The sequence below is a fragment of the Flavobacterium sp. GW823-FHT04A11 genome (genome assembly GCF_058796535.1).
This window is the reverse complement of sequence record NZ_CM179503.1, coordinates 2,992,004-3,011,127: the sequence shown is the minus strand read 5'-3', so window position 1 is coordinate 3,011,127 and position 19,124 is coordinate 2,992,004. Positions and strand designations below refer to the sequence as shown.

At 34.0% G+C, this 19,124-nt stretch carries 19 protein-coding genes; 15 read left to right on the top strand and 4 right to left on the bottom strand.

Annotated features, from left to right (window positions below; translation table 11 throughout):
• Window positions 1–47 precede the first annotated feature (47 nt).
• Both AC3QL1_RS12910 and AC3QL1_RS12905 read right to left on the bottom strand, forming a co-directional pair.
• Entirely contained in the window at window positions 48–467 is a 420-nt protein-coding gene (locus AC3QL1_RS12910; RefSeq protein ID WP_492491900.1) for a helix-turn-helix domain-containing protein, read from the bottom strand.
• A gap of 434 nt (window positions 468–901) precedes the next feature.
• Window positions 902–1,504 (bottom strand): NUDIX hydrolase, encoded by a 603-nt coding sequence (locus AC3QL1_RS12905; protein WP_492491899.1) that lies wholly within the window; start codon window positions 1,502–1,504, stop codon window positions 902–904.
• A 7-nt stretch (window positions 1,505–1,511) separates the two neighbouring features.
• Between AC3QL1_RS12905 and pyrE the strand changes: the two genes are divergently transcribed.
• On the top strand, window positions 1,512–2,162 hold the full coding sequence (pyrE, locus tag AC3QL1_RS12900) for an orotate phosphoribosyltransferase (RefSeq protein WP_492491898.1): 651 nt from the start codon (window positions 1,512–1,514) through the stop codon (window positions 2,160–2,162).
• A 164-nt stretch (window positions 2,163–2,326) separates the two neighbouring features.
• Window positions 2,327–2,719, top strand: coding sequence for an SRPBCC family protein (locus tag AC3QL1_RS12895; RefSeq protein WP_492491897.1), 393 nt, complete (start codon window positions 2,327–2,329; stop codon window positions 2,717–2,719).
• 234 nt (window positions 2,720–2,953) lie between these two features.
• On the opposite strand, the gene AC3QL1_RS12890 is transcribed toward AC3QL1_RS12895, so the two are convergent.
• Window positions 2,954–3,682 (bottom strand): biotin--[acetyl-CoA-carboxylase] ligase, encoded by a 729-nt coding sequence (locus tag AC3QL1_RS12890; RefSeq protein WP_492491895.1) that lies wholly within the window; start codon window positions 3,680–3,682, stop codon window positions 2,954–2,956.
• A gap of 93 nt (window positions 3,683–3,775) precedes the next feature.
• Here AC3QL1_RS12890 and rsfS point away from each other — a divergent pair, with 93 nt between their 5' ends.
• The 8 genes from rsfS to AC3QL1_RS12850 all read left to right on the top strand — a co-directional run bounded on the left by rsfS (window position 3,776) and on the right by AC3QL1_RS12850 (window position 10,625).
• On the top strand, window positions 3,776–4,147 hold the full coding sequence (gene rsfS / locus AC3QL1_RS12885) for a ribosome silencing factor (protein WP_012024667.1): 372 nt from the start codon (window positions 3,776–3,778) through the stop codon (window positions 4,145–4,147).
• A 15-nt stretch (window positions 4,148–4,162) separates the two neighbouring features.
• A complete protein-coding gene (ftsH, locus tag AC3QL1_RS12880; protein WP_492491893.1) occupies window positions 4,163–6,088 on the top strand; it encodes an ATP-dependent zinc metalloprotease FtsH in 1,926 nt (641 codons plus the stop codon).
• Between the two features lie 114 nt (window positions 6,089–6,202).
• Entirely contained in the window at window positions 6,203–6,808 is a 606-nt protein-coding gene (locus AC3QL1_RS12875; protein ID WP_492491891.1) for a lactate utilization protein B/C, read from the top strand.
• A gap of 1 nt (window position 6,809) precedes the next feature.
• Window positions 6,810–7,697, top strand: coding sequence for a phosphatidate cytidylyltransferase (locus AC3QL1_RS12870; protein ID WP_492491889.1), 888 nt, complete (start codon window positions 6,810–6,812; stop codon window positions 7,695–7,697).
• The gene (locus AC3QL1_RS12865; protein WP_264537091.1) at window positions 7,687–8,340 is read left to right on the top strand and encodes a phosphatidylserine decarboxylase family protein; all 654 of its coding nucleotides are present in this window, start codon (window positions 7,687–7,689) and stop codon (window positions 8,338–8,340) included. The genes AC3QL1_RS12870 and AC3QL1_RS12865 overlap by 11 nt, the downstream gene beginning before the upstream one ends.
• Window positions 8,341–8,610 (top strand): acyl-CoA-binding protein, encoded by a 270-nt coding sequence (locus tag AC3QL1_RS12860; RefSeq protein ID WP_042564262.1) that lies wholly within the window; start codon window positions 8,341–8,343, stop codon window positions 8,608–8,610.
• Window positions 8,611–8,618: 8 nt separating this feature from the next.
• Window positions 8,619–9,401, top strand: coding sequence for a superoxide dismutase (locus tag AC3QL1_RS12855; RefSeq protein WP_492491887.1), 783 nt, complete (start codon window positions 8,619–8,621; stop codon window positions 9,399–9,401).
• A 150-nt stretch (window positions 9,402–9,551) separates the two neighbouring features.
• Entirely contained in the window at window positions 9,552–10,625 is a 1,074-nt protein-coding gene (locus AC3QL1_RS12850; RefSeq protein WP_492491885.1) for a glycoside hydrolase family 130 protein, read from the top strand.
• 72 nt (window positions 10,626–10,697) lie between these two features.
• Here AC3QL1_RS12850 and AC3QL1_RS12845 read toward each other — a convergent pair whose 3' ends face one another.
• Entirely contained in the window at window positions 10,698–12,569 is a 1,872-nt protein-coding gene (locus AC3QL1_RS12845) for an alpha-amylase family glycosyl hydrolase (protein ID WP_492491884.1), read from the bottom strand.
• A gap of 352 nt (window positions 12,570–12,921) precedes the next feature.
• Between AC3QL1_RS12845 and AC3QL1_RS12840 the strand changes: the two genes are divergently transcribed.
• The 5 genes from AC3QL1_RS12840 to AC3QL1_RS12820 all read left to right on the top strand — a co-directional run bounded on the left by AC3QL1_RS12840 (window position 12,922) and on the right by AC3QL1_RS12820 (window position 19,032).
• The gene (locus AC3QL1_RS12840; RefSeq protein WP_492491882.1) at window positions 12,922–14,595 is read left to right on the top strand and encodes an OstA-like protein; all 1,674 of its coding nucleotides are present in this window, start codon (window positions 12,922–12,924) and stop codon (window positions 14,593–14,595) included.
• 121 nt (window positions 14,596–14,716) lie between these two features.
• Window positions 14,717–15,910 carry an aspartate aminotransferase family protein gene (locus AC3QL1_RS12835; protein WP_492491880.1) on the top strand — a complete coding sequence of 398 codons (1,194 nt, stop codon included), beginning with the start codon at window positions 14,717–14,719 and terminating at the stop codon, window positions 15,908–15,910.
• Window positions 15,911–16,065: 155 nt separating this feature from the next.
• Window positions 16,066–17,463: a tetratricopeptide repeat protein gene (locus AC3QL1_RS12830; RefSeq protein WP_492491878.1), complete on the top strand. Its 1,398-nt coding sequence runs from the start codon at window positions 16,066–16,068 to the stop codon at window positions 17,461–17,463.
• Entirely contained in the window at window positions 17,463–18,212 is a 750-nt protein-coding gene (locus AC3QL1_RS12825) for a shikimate dehydrogenase family protein (protein ID WP_492491877.1), read from the top strand. Before AC3QL1_RS12830 ends, AC3QL1_RS12825 begins: the two co-directional genes overlap by 1 nt.
• 67 nt (window positions 18,213–18,279) lie before the next feature.
• A complete protein-coding gene (locus tag AC3QL1_RS12820) occupies window positions 18,280–19,032 on the top strand; it encodes a lipid A phosphoethanolamine transferase (protein WP_492491875.1) in 753 nt (250 codons plus the stop codon).
• The last annotated feature ends 92 nt before the right edge of the window (window positions 19,033–19,124 follow it).

The window sequence follows — 19,124 nt, the reverse complement described above, 5'->3', positions numbered from 1 at the left end:
TAAAAATATATTTACTAGGCTTTTAAATTGTATAAGAAATGAAAGAATTATTTATCCTTCAATATATTCTGCAAAAACTCAACTTTGTCTTTTTCAGCCTGAACTAGACGTTCGTAAAGTTTTTTATTTTCTTCGTAAGCCTCAACTAACTTATCAAGTGGATTAAAATTACAGGTATTATTATTTCCGAAATTAGTGCCATGACTTCCACTATTATCATAGAAATTATTAAAAAAATTAATTGCAGCTTCGTCAGAGAAATTTTTAAGCGCTTCAACACTTACTCCCAAAGCTTTTGCTACATCAATAAGTTTTTCATCGCTAATATTTTCGCTATTTTCAAGAGCAGATATGGCTTGTTGGTTTGTGCCTAAAGCTTGTGCTAATGCTTCTTGTTTCATATCACGAAGTTCACGAATTCGGCTTATTTTTCGCCCTATATGATTTGGTTTTGATATTGTGCTCATAATTCAAAGATAATATTAAGGTTAATAACAGGCAATAGATAAAAAACACATTTTGCTATGTACGATACTGTCAAAATGATTGGGTATAATCCCTATTTATTGCTTATTGTGTGTTGAACAAAAGTACGATTTTTGAGACATGAAATAGTTAAAAATCAAAAATTATAAACCTAAAAGCCGAAACCTGAAACAAGGCTAAAAGACAAAGTGTAGCTTTGCGTGAGGGATAGAAGCTGGCTACCGAAGTAGCGCGGATAGCCCGACAGTATTTAAGAAAAGGCCTAATGAACGCAAAGTTGATTAGGCCTTTTTTTAAATAGTGGCACGCCCAAATTAAGGTTCTAAGTGGCTAAGTTTCTGAGGTGCTAAGTTTATAAAACTCTATTTCTATACTCTTTTTTCTATACTCTTTCTTCTATACTATTTCTTCTTAATTAAGAAACAGTGTTCTCTTCTTCAAAAAGCAATTTGATGTTTTCGTAAGAGTTTTTTAGGGCTTCTTTGATTTGCTCGGGGTTTAACCAGGCTACTTTTTCGATGCCTTCGTTGGCCTGACCAACCGGAGTTCCTTCAAAATCGGATTGCATTTCGAACCAATGCGTGATTTTGAGTTTGTATTTTCCGTTGCGTTTGAAAACGTGATAGGTTTTTTCGAGTTTATCGGTGATGCGGAGTTTGCCTACGCCGGTTTCTTCTTCGACTTCGCGCATGGCGGTGTCTTCAATTTCTTCTCCTTTTTCGATTCCGCCCTTTGGTAAATCCCATTTTCCGTTTCTGAAAATGAATAAAACTTCGCCTTTTTTATTGTATACAAGGCCTCCACCCGCTTTATTAACATGGATTTTGGCTTTTAAAGTCTTCATAATTTCCTTTTCGTCAGGATAATACAAATAAGCCTTTTGAATTTTATTTTGAAACATTTTGACGATAAGATGCTCGATATCAATACTCTCTAACAAGAATAATTGAAAATCGGTCTCTTTCGAGATCTCATTTGTCAAAAAAAGTGGTTTGTCGTTCACAAAAACTTTATACATTTGTAGTATGATTTTTAATAAAGATACTGCCGAAAAAACAGCCGAATTGCTTTTGCAAATAAATGCAATTAAATTGAATCCCGAAAATCCTTTTACATGGGCTTCTGGTTGGAAATCTCCTATTTATTGCGATAATAGGTTAATTCTTTCATTTCCGAGCATCCGAAACTATGTTCGTGATGAGTTTGCGAAAAATATTGAAAAACAATTTGGGAAACCAGATGTTATTGCCGGTGTTGCCACTGGAGCTATTGGAATTGGGATTCTTGTTGCCGAAAGCCTTGGATTGCCATTTGTATATGTGCGTCCGGAAGCGAAAAAACACGGAAGACAAAACCAGGTTGAAGGTTTTTTACAAAAAGGCCAAAATGTTGTGGTTGTCGAAGATTTAATTAGCACAGGAAACAGCAGTTTGATGGCTGTGGAAGCTTTGCGCAATGAAGGTGCCAACATAAAAGGAATGGCGGCGATTTTTACGTACGGTTTTCCTGTTGCAGAAGAAAACTTCAAAAACGCTAATATTGACTTGTTTACGTTAAGTAATTACGAGAATTTACTGGACTTAGCGGTTCAAAAACAATATATTACCGAAGACCAACAATCGACTTTGCAGGAATGGAGCGAAAGTCCGTCGACTTGGTTGCAGGATGAGGAGTAATTTTTAGATTTTAGATTTTAGATTTTAGATTTTAGATTTTAGATTTTAGATTTTAGATTTTCCAAAAAAAAAATCGCTTTGCTCTTTTTTTTGGAATTTGGGATTTAGAAATTGGAATTTAATTAATTGCGGAAAAAAAATACAGATAAAAAAAAATAAAAAATATGAACTTAGAAAGTCCAAAGGTTACTGTTCAGAAATCAGCTCAGGAATTATTTGATTTGTTGACTGATGTTAAGAATTTCGAAAAATTAATGCCGGATAATATCGCTAAATTTGAAGTTATTGGCGAAGATGCTTTTATTTTTGGATTGAAAGGTATGCCGGAAATAAAATTAAAAATGAAAGAGAAAGTAGCGCCAAACAAAATCGTTTTGGGAGCTGCAAGTGATAAACTTCCGTTTACTTTGGTTTCGAACATCGAAAGTGTTTCTGATGCTTCAAGCGCTGTTCAATTGCAATTTGATGGCGAATTTAACGCTATGATGGCCATGATGATCAAAGGACCAATCAGTAAATTCATTGAAACTTTGGCAAACAATATGACGAAGCTTTAAATTTCAATTATTAATTGTGAATTATAAATTATAAATGCCTGATTTAACGATCGGGCATTTTTTTTGCACAGATTAAAGGGTTATTTTTTCACGCAGATTTTGCAGATATAGCAGATTTGTTCTCCCGCAAAGACGCAGAGTCGCAAAGTTTTTCCATTTAGAAAGTTTAAAGTAAGACTTTGCGAGATTATTAAAAAAAAACTTAGAATCTTAGCACCTCAGAACCTTAGCAACTTAGTAAAGCATTTGCACTTCCTTTATATCAAATTCTGAAACAGAATCATCTTCTAATAAAATCTGAATTTTTCCGATTGGAGAAACGCCCTGAATGATTCCCATAAAGTTTTGTCCGGAGCCGTTTTTAAACGGCATTGGAATTCCTTTTCTAAATAAAGTATTGAAATATTGTTTCCAGAAAATGGCTGAATCTGTTTCCCAAGCCTCTATTTTTTGTTGTATTTTTTCGATTATTAGAGCCGGAAGAAGATCTTTGTCAAATGTGTTTCCGGCAATAACTGCCAGTGATGACGCATTTGGTAATTCGGTGAAATTGGTCTGATTTACATTTAAGCCTAATCCTACGACTGACACGATTCTGCCATCGCTTTTTAGGGTATTTTCTATAAGTATGCCACCGATTTTTTTATTGTATGACATAATGTCGTTTGGCCATTTTATACTTAAATCAGGAATATCAAGAGATTTTAAAGTTTCGATAACGGCTAATGAAACAATAATACTTAAATTAAAAACCTGTTCGTTATCATAGAGAAAATCCTTTACCAAGGCACTCATAATTAAGTTTTTACCTGATTCAGATTGCCATTTAGACCCCATTTGCCCCTTGCCTTTTGTCTGATTTTCAGCCGTTACGACGGTAAAATTATCAAGCTCGTCCTGACTTGCTAGGGCTTTTAGGAAATCATTTGTTGAATCTATGGCATCGAGTTTGATTAGTTTCATTAAAATAATTTATTATACTTAATTTAATATTTTGTTAAGGTTCAAAATTAATCACAAAAATTGGTAACTTTACAAAATCATATAAAATAATTCATGGCGAAAAAGACTATTAATAATGATGTTCTATTGGCGAACATAATCAAAGGAATTGAAGAAGTAAAAGGAAATGATATCGATATTCTTGACTTAAGAGACATAGACACGGCTGTTTGTGACTATTTTGTTATATGCAACGGTAGCTCTAATACTCAGGTTAACGCCATTGTGAACTCAATTCAAAAAACAGTATCAAAAGACTTAAAAGATAAACCGTGGCACGTAGAAGGAACCGATAACGCTGAATGGGTTCTGATGGATTATGTGCATATCGTGGTACATGTTTTCCAGAAACACATTCGTGAATACTATAATATCGAGAGCCTTTGGGGTGACGCCAAAATAACTACAATCGAAAACAAATACTAAAGAAAATTTCTTCTAATGGCTAAAGATAATAATCCAAATCCGAGTAAATTTAAAATAAGTCCCTGGTTAATATACACTGCAATACTTCTAGTTTTTTTATTTATAAGCTTTGCAACCGGTGGATCTAACTTAAGCGAACCTGCTCAATTAACTTCTTCTAAATTCAATGTATTATTAGAAAAAGGACAAATTGAAAAAGTAATCGTTTATAATAAAGCTGAGGCTGAAGTATATTTAAACGCTGCAGCTCTTAAAGATGCTGCCAATAAAAAAGTAGCTAAAGATATTTTTGACAGACCAAACAAAGGTCCGCACTATACTTTAGAAATTGGTAACGATCAAATTTTTCAGACTAAACTGGAAAAAGCGGTTGGAGAAGGCAAACTGAAAGATTTTAATTTCCTTCAAAAAAACAACTGGAGCGATATTTTAATCAGCTTGCTTCCTATCATCATCATTATTGGTGTATGGATTTTCATTATGCGTAAAATGTCAGGCGGTGCCGGTGGCGGTGGCGGACAAATTTTCAATATTGGAAAATCAAAAGCGAAACTGTTTGATGAAAAAACAGATATCAAAACTACATTTAAAGATGTTGCCGGTTTAGAAGGTGCAAAAGAGGAAATACAAGAAATTGTTGAATTCCTTAAAAACCCTGAAAAATACACGAATCTTGGAGGTAAAATTCCAAAAGGTGCTTTACTTGTAGGACCTCCGGGAACTGGTAAAACATTGCTTGCAAAAGCTGTTGCCGGTGAGGCTCAGGTTCCTTTCTTCTCTTTATCAGGTTCTGATTTTGTGGAGATGTTTGTAGGTGTTGGTGCTTCACGTGTTCGTGATTTATTCAAACAAGCTAAAGAAAAATCTCCTGCTATTATCTTCATCGACGAAATTGATGCTGTTGGTAGAGCAAGAGGAAAAAGTAATATGTCTGGCGGAAACGACGAAAGAGAAAATACTTTGAACCAGTTATTGACAGAAATGGATGGTTTTGGTACAAACTCTAATGTAATTGTTTTGGCTGCGACAAACAGAGCTGATGTTCTTGATAAAGCCTTAATGCGTGCAGGACGTTTTGACAGACAAATTTTTGTTGACTTACCGGACATTCGCGAAAGAGCTGAAATCTTTAAAGTCCATTTAGCGCCTATCAAAAAAGTAGAAGGTCTTGATCTTGATTTCCTTGCAAAACAAACCCCGGGATTCTCTGGTGCTGATATTGCCAATGTTTGTAACGAAGCTGCCTTAATTGCTGCCCGTAACAACAAAGCTGCCGTAGACAGACAAGATTTCCTAGATGCTGTTGACAGAATCATTGGCGGACTTGAAAAGAAAAATAAAATTATTACTCCAGAAGAGAAAAGAGCAATCGCAATTCACGAAGCTGGTCACGCGACTGTAAGCTGGATGTTAGAGCATGCTGCACCGCTTATTAAAGTAACTATTGTGCCTCGTGGGCAAAGTTTAGGAGCTGCATGGTACTTACCGGAAGAAAGACAAATCGTAAGAACAGATCAAATGTTAGACGAAATGTGTGCTACAATGGGCGGAAGAGCTGCTGAAAAAGTAACTTTTGACAGAATTTCAACCGGAGCATTAAGCGATTTAGAAAAAGTAACACGCCAGGCTCGTGCTATGGTAACGATTTACGGTTTGAATGATAAAATCGGAAATGTTACGTATTACGATTCAAGCGGACAAAGTGAATACAACTTCTCTAAACCATATTCTGACGAGACAGCGAAAGTTATTGACAAAGAAATTTCAGAATTAATTGAAGGTCAATACCAAAGAGCAATTCAAATTTTAGAAGAAAACAAAGACAAGCTAAATCAATTGGCTGATATCTTAATTGAAAAAGAAGTTATTTTTAAAGATGACTTAGAAACGATTTTCGGAAAACGTACTTTTGACAAAAATTTGGAAGAAGTGGTTTCGTAAATTGTACTTAAATATGCAATATTTTTTAAAATCTTAATTCAAAATAGCCTTTTGAATTAAGATTTTTTTATCTTTGAACGTTTTCAATTAACATGTAAAGTATTTCATATAAAAATGAATTTTTTCAAAAAAATATTTGGTTCCAGCGATGCCGCTTCTGATGAAGAAAACGAAAGTGAATATGCAGGTTCTCCTGTTCAGGATAGTCATTTGTCTATAGATGAAAGATTCATTTTTAACTTTAAGAAAAATGGTGGTAAATTTTTGTATTGTGAAAACAAACAAGAAGTAGCTGAACAGTTTGAAAATATCCTTGAAGAAAACGATTGGTTCGAAAATGAAGTTTTATGTTACGAGCCTGCCCTTTTTAGTTTATTAGAAGAGAATAAATTACCTTATCATTCTCCGGCTAATCCAAAATTTTTACTTGCAACCTGCGAAAACCTAATTGCTGATGAAGGTTCTATTTTATTTTCATCAAAACAGATCAAACAAAATAAACCAAACGAGTTACCGCCAAACATTGTAATTATAGCCACAACAAGCCAGATGCTTCCAATGAAAAGCGACGGACTTAGTGCTATCAAACGCAAATACGAAAGAGACTATCCTACCAATATTACCACAATAAAATATTTCGAAAAAGCTAAAGAAGAAGATTTTACACAATACGGAAGTGTTGCCAAAAATTTGTATTTACTGCTTTTAGAAGATCTTTAAGATGAATGAAACTCTCAAGAGGACCATTTCTGGTGCTGTTTATATCGCTTTACTTGTAACTTCAATTTTGTTTTCTACAGAGAGCTTTATCATTCTTTTTGGCATTTTTTTGGTTATAGCAACTTATGAATTTTGCAACTTAGTTAAGATCAACAAGTATTTTGCTATACTATTTGTTTCTCTTTTTTATTCGACTGTTTCCCTGATCAGTTTTTATAAAGCTGAAACTCAAAATTATATCAGCAAACTTTTAAAAGAAGATATTTTAATTACCCTTGATACAGATATGTTATTTCTTGTATTGCTTGTAATTACATTAGTTGTATCTGTAAAATGTATTGTATTTTTATTTGATGATACTCAAATCATCAGCAAAATATCCAAATACGTTTATCTGATAGGATACATTATGCTTCCCTTCCTTTTTATTGTAAAGATTTCTTTTGGAATAAAAGATTACAATCCCAAAATCATTATTGGATTATTTATTCTGATCTGGACAAATGATACTTTCGCTTATTTAGTAGGCAAGTCTATTGGAAAACATAAATTATTCGAACGCATTTCTCCTAAAAAAACCATCGAAGGATTTCTTGGCGGAGTTGTTTTTGCTGCACTTGCCGGTTTTTTAATTTCAAAATTCTATATTCGCCCAAATCCTGAATTTAGCAGTAAATCTATTTTAATATGGATGATTATTGCTTTGATTGTTAGTGTTTTTGGAACAATAGGAGATTTGATTGAATCAAAATTTAAAAGAATTGCAGGCGTAAAAGACAGCGGTTCGATAATGCCGGGACACGGAGGTGTTTTAGATCGATTAGATAGTGTTATATTTGTAGCACCAGTTATATATTTATTTTACCAAATTTTATATTATGTTTCATAAAGAGGGAGGCCCGTCCATTTTATTAGGTACTGTTTTTGCAGTTGCTGTGCTTTTAATTGCTGACAAATTCATTGATATTACCTGGCTAAGAATGCTGGTACAAATTGCCGGCGTTGTAGTTTTGATTATCATTCTGCAATTTTTTAGAAATCCGAAAAGAATCGCAATCAGAAACAGCGATCACATTCTTGCTCCGGTAGACGGAAAAGTTGTGGTAATTGAAGAAGTTTATGAAGGTGAATTTTTTAAAGACAAACGTTTACAGGTTTCGATCTTTATGTCACCTATAAATGTACACGTAACGCGTTATGCGATGGACGGTATTATTAAATTCAGTAAATACCATCCTGGTAAATTTTTGGTAGCATGGCATCCAAAAGCCAGTGAAGAAAACGAAAGAACGACGGTGGTTATCGAAAATGAAACTTTTGGTCAAATATTATACAGACAAATTGCAGGAGCTTTAGCCCGCAGAATTGTAAACTACGCACAAGAAGGAATGCAGGTTGTTCAGGGTACTGATGCCGGATTTATTAAATTTGGTTCAAGAGTAGATTTATTTTTACCTTTAGGTACACCAATTAATGTAGAATTGAACCAAAAAGCAATTGGCGGTAAAACAATTATTGCTACAAAAGCTTAAATGACGCAAAAAGATTTAGATACTCGCTTTTTAGAGGCTGTAGAAACTGCTTTAAAGATGACACAGGCTTCGCTGCCGCAAGATGTGCAGTTAAGGCTTTATGCGTATTACAAACAGGCAACTTTTGGAACCGCAGTATACAATCAATCTGAGAATTTTGATTTGCGTGATGCATTTAAAACCAATGCATGGATGCAAATTAGCCATATTTCAATTGACGAGGCAAAAGAAAATTACATTGCAATAATTAATTCTCTAACATCAAAATAATTTCTATCATGAAGAAAATCATCACGTGTTTGACTATTTCGGCTTCATTTTTACTATTATTTTCTTGTAATGATAATAATAAGCTAACTGAAGTAGTTGAAGTTCCTTTGCCAACAAAAGAGGAAAAAATAACAATTGGCAGTCCTGACGAAGTAAAGGCAGAACCCGGTTCTTTCGGACTTACCAAATTGCCTTTTCCTTACGATGGATTGGCACCGGATATTCGTTCTCTAACTTTAGAAACGCATTATTCAAAACATTATGTAACGTATACCAATAATCTAAACAAGGAAATTGTTTCTACTGAATATGAAAATATGCCTATTGAGGATATTTTGAAAAAGCTGGATCTTAATAATGCCAAGCTTCGTCAAAATGCCGGTGGATATTACAATCATACGATGTATTTTAATCTTTTAACACCAAAAGAGCAAACTCCAAAAGATACTCTTATTGGCGCCATCGATAAAGAATTTGGTTCATTTAGCAATCTTACGAATCAGTTTAAAGGTCAGGCTACAAAACAATTTGGGTCCGGCTGGGTTTGGTTAGTCGTTGATAAACTTGGGAAACTTCAGGTAACTACAACAGAGAATCAAGACAATCCTTTAATGAAAAATGCCCTGATTCCGGGAACTCCAATTTTAGGAATTGATTTATGGGAGCACGCTTATTATCTCGATTATCAAAATAGAAAAGGCAGTTATATAGATGCTTTTTACAAACATATTAATTGGGAAAAAGTAAACGAAAATTATGTCGAAGCTTTGAAGAAAGTTAAGAAAGTATAAAACAGAAAAGCTGATACAAATAAAGTATCAGCTTTTTTTTTGCGTTAAAAACTTTCAAATTAATTCAATTCGGGATTAATTGAAATAAAAGCTGATTTCTGTTTTTTACAAAAGAAAATTGTGCTACCTTTTTATTACAAAAATTTAGCAATGAACAACATGACAGATATAGCAAAACGTTTTCCGGAAAACCCATTAATATTACCTGCCGATTTATCCCCAAGCAAAGAAGGATTAGAAATTACCTGTTTATTAAATCCGGGAGTATTTCAGTACCAAAACAAAACCTGGTTAATAGTTCGCGTAGCAGAAAGACCCAAACAGAAAGAAAATATAATATCATTTCCAATCCTTACAGAAACGGGAGCCATTACAATTGTTGAAATTGCCACAAACGATCCTGATTTATTCGCAACTGATTCTCGTGTGATAAATTATAAAGGAGATGATTATTTAACGACACTATCACATCTGCGCTTATTATGCAGCGAAAATGGACGCGATTTTTATGAACCTGAAGGTTATCCTCAATTAGTTGGCGAAGGTATTTTAGAAGCATTTGGAATAGAGGATTGCCGCGTTTCGCTGATTGAAGGAACTTATTACTTAACCTTTACATCAGTATCCAGCAATGGTGTTGGTGTTGGTTTACGCACTACAACCGACTGGAAAAATTTCCAAAAACAAGGCATGATCTTTCCTGCTCATAATAAAGACTGCGCGATTTTTGAAGAAAAAATAAATGGCTTGTTTTACGCTTTACACCGTCCGAGCAGTGTAGATATTGGCGGTAATTACATCTGGATTGCATCGTCTCCCGATGGTATTCACTGGGGAAATCATCATTGCATTATCAGAACACGAAAAGGACTTTGGGACAGTAAAAGAGTGGGCGCCGGAGCTGCACCTATAAAAACAGAACAGGGTTGGCTAGCCATTTACCACGGGGCAAATTTTGAACATCAATATTGTTTGGGCGCTTTTTTAATGGATTTAGAAGATCCTACAAAAGTTATTGCAAGAACCGAAGATCCCATTATGTCACCTACTACAACTTATGAATTGATCGGCTTTTTTGGAAACGTTGTATTCACAAATGGCCATATTGTAGAACCAGATGGAGATACTATCACCGTCTATTATGGTGCTTCTGATGAATATGTTTGTGGTGCAGAATTTTCGATCAAAGAGATTTTATCACTTCTAAAACCAATTAATATTTAAACTTATAGCTGAAATTTTAGTTTCGATAGTAAACCTGACAACTTTTAAAGCTGTCAGGTTTAAAATTTTAGTCTATTTTACTTCAAAAATAAAAGATTCCGAAGGCGCAATTTTTATTCTTGCCATTCCTTCTCCATTATTTACTTTTAATAAAAATTCATTCTTGAGATACAATTGATCTGTTAATTTGTACTCGCCGTCTTTTAAATTCCACTTTGAAATAATATCTGACGGAATTTTCAAATCAAATTCACTTGTTTTATCCGAAGAAAAATTCGCGACAACAATCAGTTTTTGATTTTCTGACCAACGTACATACGAATAAATCGATTCGTCATAACCGGGATTTTCCTGTCTGTTTGCAGATTGAATTTCCTGAAAGCTTCCCATTAAAGCGGAACTATTAATCGAAAAGTTTAATAATCGTTTGTAGAAATCACGTAAATTTTTCTCTGATTCAGAAAGCTGTCCTCCATCGAATTTTCCGTCATTCATCCAACGCTGATGATTTGGAACTCCGATATAATCGAAAATAGAAGTTCTCGAATGCGTTCCAAATCCTGCATTTTCATTTCCGGCCTCGCCTACTTCCTGACCAAAATAAACCATTGTTGGCGAAGTACTAATTGTTGTTGAAACTACCATTAAAGGTTTTCCTCTTTCGGGAGTTCCGGCAAATTCAGGACTTGCTAATCTTTGTTCGTCATGATTATCCAGAAAATGAAGCATATGATGTTCAATATCCGACATTCCTTTTTGAATATCTGATAATCCATCAGGCGAAGATTTTCCACGAATAATATCTTTTAGTTTATCATACGTTTCAACTTTATCATACAAATAATCCATTTTTCCTAAACGGATGTAATTTCGATATTCGTTTGGATTATAAACTTCCGCCAATAAAAAAGCGTTTTGATTTTTCATTTTGATAGCAGAATTCATATAACTCCAGAATTCATACGGAACCATTTCGGCCATATCATAACGAAAACCGTCTACACCTTTTGCTGTCCAGTAAAGCGCGATAGATTTAAACTTTTTCCAGGAATCCGGAATGTCTTTATCCTGCCAAAAAGCAAAATGTTCCTGATACGATTTCTGATCAAATCCGGCAGGAAGCTCGGGAAAATCTTTAGAACCATCCGGACGAATTCCGTAATTTACTTTTACTGTTTCGTACCAGTCATTTTGATCCGGTTTTACTTTTCTCGAACCGTTTCCTGTCCATTTTGCAGGATTTTCATCGAAGAAACCATCAATCATAGGATTCTTTTCTCCATTTAACGGAATATCTCCATCGGGAATTTCAAAATGATTATTGGGAATGTAATAAAAATTATTATTTCTGTCGTATTCTACGTTTACGTTATCATCAGCACCAAAATCTTTTACGCCTTCCGGATTATTTTTTCCCTGATATTTTCTCGCAATATGATTGGGAACAATATCGATAATTACTTTTAGTCCGGCTTTGTGAGTTCGTGCAATTAAATCTTCAAATTCCTGTAATCGATTCGCCGGATTTACGGCCAGATCCGGATTTACATTATAATAATCTTTAACTGCATAAGGCGATCCTGCACGGCCTTTTACCACTTCGGGATCATCATTTGAGATTCCGTAAGCTGTATAATCATGAACCAAAGCGTGATGCGGAACTCCTGTATACCAAATGTAAGTCACTCCTAAATCCTTAATTTCGTGAAGTGCCATATCTGTAAAATCATTAAACTTCCCTACTCCATTTTCTTCAATTGTTCCCCAGGGTTTGTTGGTGGTGTTTTTATTTCCAAATAAACGTGTAAAAACCTGATACACTACAATTTTCTTATTTGTAGCATTTTCTTCATTTGCTGTATTCATTCTCAAATCTTTTGTTTTGCATGCAGAAAACAGCATTGTTGCAGCCATTCCTGCAACCAAAATTCTATTACTTGCCATAAATTATTTTATAAAAGGCTTTTGAAATGACCTTAATATAAAGTCAAAATTCAGAAACCATTTTTTAAATTTAAGCTAATTTTTAAAACTCAAAAGAAACATGCTTTTATTTAGAATCAGAAAAGGTAACTACAACGAAATAGTTTTACGTTTTGTTGGTAACTTAGGAAAAGGTTCAAAGAGGTAAATGGTCATAGGAACAAAGGTTTTTTAGGGCAAAATTCATTTATAAAAAGCTAATAAACCTTTGTACCTTTGTTACTCTGAACCTTTGCATCTAAAAAATATAAATTAATCCTAATATCCGCAAAGGTTATATCCTTTTTCATAAATTTGACAAAAATTTAATCAATTGAAGAAATCACTCTTTTTCATATCTTATTGTTTGCTTGTTTTATGTGTTCAGGGCATTTTTGCTCAGGCACCTAAAAAAATTATTGTAGAAAATGCGGATTATTCTGATGTCAATCAGGAACTAATGCCAGATGCGCTTTTGCTAACAGGAAATGTAAAAGTAAATCATGATGGTGTTGTACTTACTTGTAACAAAGCTTATTTTTTCCAGAAAGAAAATTACCTGAAAGCCTTTGGTAACGTGCAATTAGTGCAGGGAGATACTTTATTTCTAAACAGTAAATATGCTGAATATAACGGAAATTTAAAGAAAGCATTTGCTACAGGAGATGCCGTGATGAGTTCTCCGGATGCTACTTTGCAAACCGATACGATTAATTTTGACCGAAATGTTCAGGAAGTTTTTTACAACTCAAAAGGAACAATTGTGAACAAAGACAACACTTTGGTAAGTAAATCAGGAAGGTATTATGTGGCTGAAAAGAAGTTTCAATTTTTGACAGCAGTAACACTTACAAATCCTAAATATGTTGTAAAATCAAATCATTTAGATTATTATAGTAATTCAGGACATACTTATTTATTTGGTCCTTCTACTATTACAAGTAAAAGCAATTATATTTATACTGAAAAAGGTTTTTATGATACCAAGAAAAACCTGGCACATTTTGTCCGAAACTCTTATATAAAATATGATGACAGGCGGATAGAAGGCGATAGTTTATTTTATAACCGGAATACCGAATTTGCATCGGCAACGCGGAATGTAAAAATTACGGATTCGATCAATAAAGGAGTTGTAAAAGGACATTATGCCGAATTATACAAACTAAAAGATTCGATGTTTGTCACAAAAAGAGCTGTTGCTATAAATTTGGTCGAAAATGACTCTGTTTACATTCACGGGAAAAAATTAATGGTTACGGGAAAAGAAGGCGAACGAATTTTAAGAGCTTACAACAACGTTCGTTTCTACAAAATAGACATGAGCGGAAAATGCGATTCGATTCATTCCAATTCAAAAACGGCTTTGACAAAACTGATTGGAAATCCGATTTTATGGAATGGTGAAAATCAAATCACTGGAGATGTAATGCATTTAATTGGCGATAATAATACCAAAAAGCTCGACTCTTTAAAAGTTCTCAATAACACCTTTCTCGTCTCCCGGGACACGCTCGGCACCGGATTTAATCAGGTCAAGGGACTCAATTTATTTGGAAAATTCAAAGAAGGAAAGCTTCATGATGTTGATGTAATAAAGAATACGGAAGTAATTTATTATATGCGAAATGACGCCAAAGAACTTATTGGAATTAATAAAAATGTAAGCAGTAAAATCAATCTTATTCTGGAAAATAATGCGATTGAAACCATTACGTTTTTCAACAAAGTAGACGGCGATATTTATCCCGAAGCTGATTTACCCGAAAATGCCCGTAAATTAAGAGGTTTGGTCTGGCGCGGTGACGAACGAATAAAATCGAAAGATGATATTTTTACCGCTGAAGACAATGAAATGAATGAAAAATTAATTCAGGAAGGAAAAGACGACAACGCAAAAGAAAACGTCCCGATGAAAGTCAGGAAGGAAACGCGCGATTACGACAAAAAGAAACCTGCTGCTCCGGCAAAAACGACAGCAAAGGCAACTGCAAAAACTAAGAAATAGTTTTCAGTCGCAGTTTGTCGCAGTTTATAGTCACAGTCTCAGTTTAGTAAAACTACAATAAATTTTAGTCCCTGTTTTAGGTTCCAGAACATGAAACCTGAAACTTTTAAACAAACAACACGTGAATCCAGATTTTATAAAATACCAGGCACAAACTTCTCCATATCCTTTAGGAATGGAAGTTTCACATGCCGTTGGCTCTTATATTTATGACACTAGCGATAAAAAATATTTAGATTTTGTTGCGGGTGTTTCGGCTTGTACGCTTGGGCATCAGCATCCAAGAGTAAATCAGGCTATAAAAGATCAGTTAGACAAATATTCGCATGTAATGGTTTATGGCGAATATTCACAAAGTCCTGCTGTTCAATATTGTAAATTGCTGGCTTCTCTCCTGCCGGAATCTCTAAATAAAACATATTTAGTTAATTCGGGCACAGAAGCGATTGAAGGTGCGCTTAAATTAGCCAAAAGAACAACAGGCCGCAGTCAGTTGATTTCTTGTCATAATGCGTATCATGGTAACACAATGGGATCGATGAGCGTGATGGGATTTGAAGAACGCAAACAAGCTTTTCGCCCTTTGCTTCCTGATGTAGATTTTATTACTTTTAACAACGAAGAAGATTTACAAAAAATTACAACCAGAACTGCCGCTATTCTTTTGGAAACGATTCAGGGAGGCGCGGGATTTATTCAGCCGGAAAATAACTTTTTAAAGAAAGTTCGCCAAAGATGTGATGAAGTTGGTGCGATGATGATTGTGGACGAAATTCAGCCGGGCTTTGGGAGAACAGGAAAGCTTTTCGGTTTTCAGAATTACGATGTTGTTCCTGATATTGTAGTTATGGGAAAAGGAATGGGTGGTGGAATGCCTGTAGGAGCTTTTACAGCTTCGGCAGAAAAAATGGACCTTTTGACAGAAAACCCAAAATTAGGTCATATAACCACTTTTGGAGGTCATCCTGTCATTGCGTCAGCTTGTCTGGCTACTTTGCAGGAATTAACTGAAACTAATTTGATGCAAGAAGCCTTAGACAAGGAAAAACTGTTCAGATCGCTTTTGGTACATCCTTTGATAAAGGAAGTTAGAGGAAAAGGATTAATGCTTGCCGCCATGACTGAAAGTGCCGAAATAACCAATGAAGTTATTTTGAATTGTCAGTATAAAGGCCTCATTCTATTCTGGTTACTGTTTGAAGGTTGTGCTATAAGAATCACGCCTCCGTTAACCATTTCTGATGAAGAAATAAAAGAAGGTTGCGCCATAATTTTAAATGTTATGGATGAAATCATGAAAAAGAATACTAACTGATTAATCTTTTATAAATTAGAAGATTATGATTAAAAACAGAGTGTAAATTCTGTCCATATTGTTAATTAAATTGTTCAAAACAATTAATTTCCATTCCTCACAACAATAATATGGTTGCCTAAATTTATAACAGGCTAATTTCAAATAAACAAAGTATGCAATTAAGCAACGAAGAAGAAGATTATAACCTATCCTTATCCAAATTTGAGTCTATGTTAAAAACTAACAAAGTACTCTTTTTTGACTCTGAAGAATTTGAAGAAATTATTCTTCATTATTTAGATATAGGTAAGGCTAATTTAGCAAAAAAGGCCTTAAAACTTGCATTAGACCAACATCCAAAATCTACAGGCTTAAAATTAGTACAAGTAGAAATGCTGGTTTACGATGACAAACTTGAAATCGCTGAAAAGCTTTTGAACGAGTTGTATGCAATTGAACCGAATAACGAGGAAATTTATATCCAGAAAGCCAATATTTGTTCTAAAAGAGATCAACACGAAAAAGCGGTAGAATTGCTTAAAATTGCCCTGCAATATACTGATGACTACGCTGACGTGTACAACTTGATTGGAATGGAATATCTTTTTATGGATAACCTTGAGATGGCAAAAGACAGTTTTATCAAATGTCTTGAAGAAGATTTAGAAGATCAATCTGCTTTGTATAATGTGGTTTACTGTTTTGAATTTTTAGATCAAAATCAGGAAGCTATCAAATATCTTAACGATTATATCAACAAAAACCCATATAGCGAAATCGCCTGGCATCAGCTTGGTCGTTTGCATTATGGCGTAAAAGAATACGAAAATGCGATTCGCGCTTTTGATTATGCAACACTTATCGACGATGAGTTTTTAGGTGCTTTCATGGAAAAAGCAAAAGCATACGAACGCCTTAAAAAATACAACGAAGCTATCGAAAGCTATAATCGCACGATTGAGCTTGACGATGCCACTTCGTATGCGCTATTGCGAATTGGTAAATGCTATGAAAAATTAGGAAATTCTGTAAAAGCACTTCAATATTACAATCAAACCGTACATGAAGATCCGCTTTTGGATAAAGGATGGATTGCTATTACTGACTTTCATGTTCGCCAGAAAAATTTTCAAAAAGCGTTGTTTTTTGTAAATAAAGCATTAGCAATCGACAATCAAAATCGTTTGTATTGGAAACGTTATGCAACGATCAACAAACAAATGAACTTTTTTGAAGAAGCTGAATTTGGATACAGAAAAGCCGTAGAATTTGGTGATTACGCCTTAGATACCTGGTTATTTTGGGTTGACATTTTACAATTTTTAGGAGAATTCGACAGCGCGATTCAAACCTTATTACAAGCTTCAGAATATTTTCCTGAAGAAAATGAAATCGAATATCGTTTGGCCGGATTATATTTTATGGTTCAGGACAATACAAAAGCTAAATTTCACTTAAGCAACGGATTGCGTTTAAACTTTGATAATTATATTTTAATCGAAGATTTATTTCCGGTGGTATGGTCGAAAAAAACGGTTAAAAATTATATTGAAAAACATAGAAAACAATAATGATTGATATTTTAAAAAGACGTTTTGGCTTATTAGGACGTAATATTAGTTACTCATTTTCAAAAGGATATTTTACTGAGAAGTTTAATGATGAAGTTTTTTTAGGCAATACTTATGAAAATTTTGATATTTCGGAAATCAATTATTTCACTGAATTGGTAAAAAACAATCCTGATTTAAAAGGACTTAATGTAACGATTCCGTATAAAGAACAAGTTATTCCGTTTTTAGATAAACTATCAAAAAAAGCAGCTTTAATTGGCGCTGTCAATACTATTAAATTCACTAAAAAAGGAAAATTAAAAGGATACAATACAGACTATTATGGTTTTAAAAAATCATTAAAACCTTTATTGGAACCACATCATAAAAAAGCTCTTATTCTGGGTACAGGCGGCGCATCAAAAGGCGTGGCTTTTGCATTGGACGAGCTTAATATTCCGTATACGTTTGTTTCCAGAGAGGCAAAAGAAAATATCATTGATTATGATTTGATCAATGCGACTACTTTTGATAATTTTCAAATCATAATCAATTGTACACCAGTAGGAACAAGTCCAAATATCAAAGCTTGCCCGAATCTTCCTTATGAGTTTTTCACAGATAAACACATTGCTTACGATTTAATTTACAATCCTACAGAAACTCAATTCTTAAAGAATGCGAAAGAAAAAGGAGCTGTAATAAAAAATGGTTATGATATGCTTATTTTTCAGGCTGAAAAAGCCTGGAAAATATGGAATAAATAAAAAAATAGCTACAAATAAAATAACAGGAATTTTTTTCGTAAATTAGACTACTCATTTATAGGTAGTTATGAAAAAATTATACCTTTTTTTACTGCTAAGTTTTTTTACTGCCTTTTCCATAAAAGCTCAGGATTCTGTTGAGACTTCTGAAAATGTATATACAGAAGCGCGCTATCATTATTATTTAAAAACTATATTACTTTTTAATGAATATCTGGATACCGATTCCGGATCGTTCAATACAACCCAACTTCGGTTTTTGCATCCTATTGCAAACAAAGCCTGGAATTTAAGGGTTGATCTTCCATTAGTTTCAACAAATTCTAATTCTGAAAACCAAACCGGAATTGGTGATATTGGAGTCGGAATTAGCTATATTCCTTATTTAAATCATAAAACCGGTGGCGTTGCTTTTCGCGCCAGAGTTATTTCGAACTCAGCTACAGATCCATCGCGAGGATCCGGAAAATGGGTTTTCGCTCCCGCGGTTTTCTATGGAAAATATCTGAGGAAAGATAAAATATTGTGGATTGCTTCTTTAGAAAATCAACTTAGTTTTGCAGGTTCTGATAATCGGGATGACATTAATACAACTGCTTTTGAAAACTATATTATGTTTATCATTGGCAAAAACTGGATTGCAGCAGATGCCGCTTTTCGATACAATGCCACAAATAAAGGATATCCGAATAATGCTTTTTTAGAATTTGGCAGAAGAATAACTGCAAATGATATGGCGTATATTCATCCAAGTGTGGCCTTTGGGAATCATAAAACTTATAATTTTGGTATTGAAGTTGGCATGTTAATTCTATTTTAAGTTTTAAATAAAGTAAGAACTCATTTACCAAAATGTTATTTTACAAGTGTTTTTCTTAAAACAATATTATTTTTAAATTTAAATTTACTGCA

What these genes read in the sequence shown, in the direction of transcription:
- rsfS (WP_012024667.1), top strand. Translation starts at nt 3,776, where the DNA reads ATGGCGAAAAAGACTATTAATAATGATGTTCTATTGGCGAACATAATC.
- AC3QL1_RS12865 (WP_264537091.1), top strand. Translation starts at nt 7,687, where the DNA reads ATGTTTCATAAAGAGGGAGGCCCGTCCATTTTATTAGGTACTGTTTTT.
- AC3QL1_RS12875 (WP_492491891.1), top strand. Translation starts at nt 6,203, where the DNA reads ATGAATTTTTTCAAAAAAATATTTGGTTCCAGCGATGCCGCTTCTGAT.
- AC3QL1_RS12870 (WP_492491889.1), top strand. Translation starts at nt 6,810, where the DNA reads ATGAATGAAACTCTCAAGAGGACCATTTCTGGTGCTGTTTATATCGCT.
- AC3QL1_RS12860 (WP_042564262.1), top strand. Translation starts at nt 8,341, where the DNA reads ATGACGCAAAAAGATTTAGATACTCGCTTTTTAGAGGCTGTAGAAACT.
- AC3QL1_RS12825 (WP_492491877.1), top strand. Translation starts at nt 17,463, where the DNA reads ATGATTGATATTTTAAAAAGACGTTTTGGCTTATTAGGACGTAATATT.
- ftsH (WP_492491893.1), top strand. Translation starts at nt 4,163, where the DNA reads ATGGCTAAAGATAATAATCCAAATCCGAGTAAATTTAAAATAAGTCCC.
- AC3QL1_RS12830 (WP_492491878.1), top strand. Translation starts at nt 16,066, where the DNA reads ATGCAATTAAGCAACGAAGAAGAAGATTATAACCTATCCTTATCCAAA.
- AC3QL1_RS12905 (WP_492491899.1), bottom strand. Translation starts at nt 1,504, where the DNA reads ATGTATAAAGTTTTTGTGAACGACAAACCACTTTTTTTGACAAATGAG.
- AC3QL1_RS12820 (WP_492491875.1), top strand. Translation starts at nt 18,280, where the DNA reads ATGAAAAAATTATACCTTTTTTTACTGCTAAGTTTTTTTACTGCCTTT.
- AC3QL1_RS12890 (WP_492491895.1), bottom strand. Translation starts at nt 3,682, where the DNA reads ATGAAACTAATCAAACTCGATGCCATAGATTCAACAAATGATTTCCTA.
- AC3QL1_RS12910 (WP_492491900.1), bottom strand. Translation starts at nt 467, where the DNA reads ATGAGCACAATATCAAAACCAAATCATATAGGGCGAAAAATAAGCCGA.
- pyrE (WP_492491898.1), top strand. Translation starts at nt 1,512, where the DNA reads ATGATTTTTAATAAAGATACTGCCGAAAAAACAGCCGAATTGCTTTTG.
- AC3QL1_RS12895 (WP_492491897.1), top strand. Translation starts at nt 2,327, where the DNA reads ATGAACTTAGAAAGTCCAAAGGTTACTGTTCAGAAATCAGCTCAGGAA.
- AC3QL1_RS12845 (WP_492491884.1), bottom strand. Translation starts at nt 12,569, where the DNA reads ATGGCAAGTAATAGAATTTTGGTTGCAGGAATGGCTGCAACAATGCTG.
- AC3QL1_RS12855 (WP_492491887.1), top strand. Translation starts at nt 8,619, where the DNA reads ATGAAGAAAATCATCACGTGTTTGACTATTTCGGCTTCATTTTTACTA.
- AC3QL1_RS12850 (WP_492491885.1), top strand. Translation starts at nt 9,552, where the DNA reads ATGAACAACATGACAGATATAGCAAAACGTTTTCCGGAAAACCCATTA.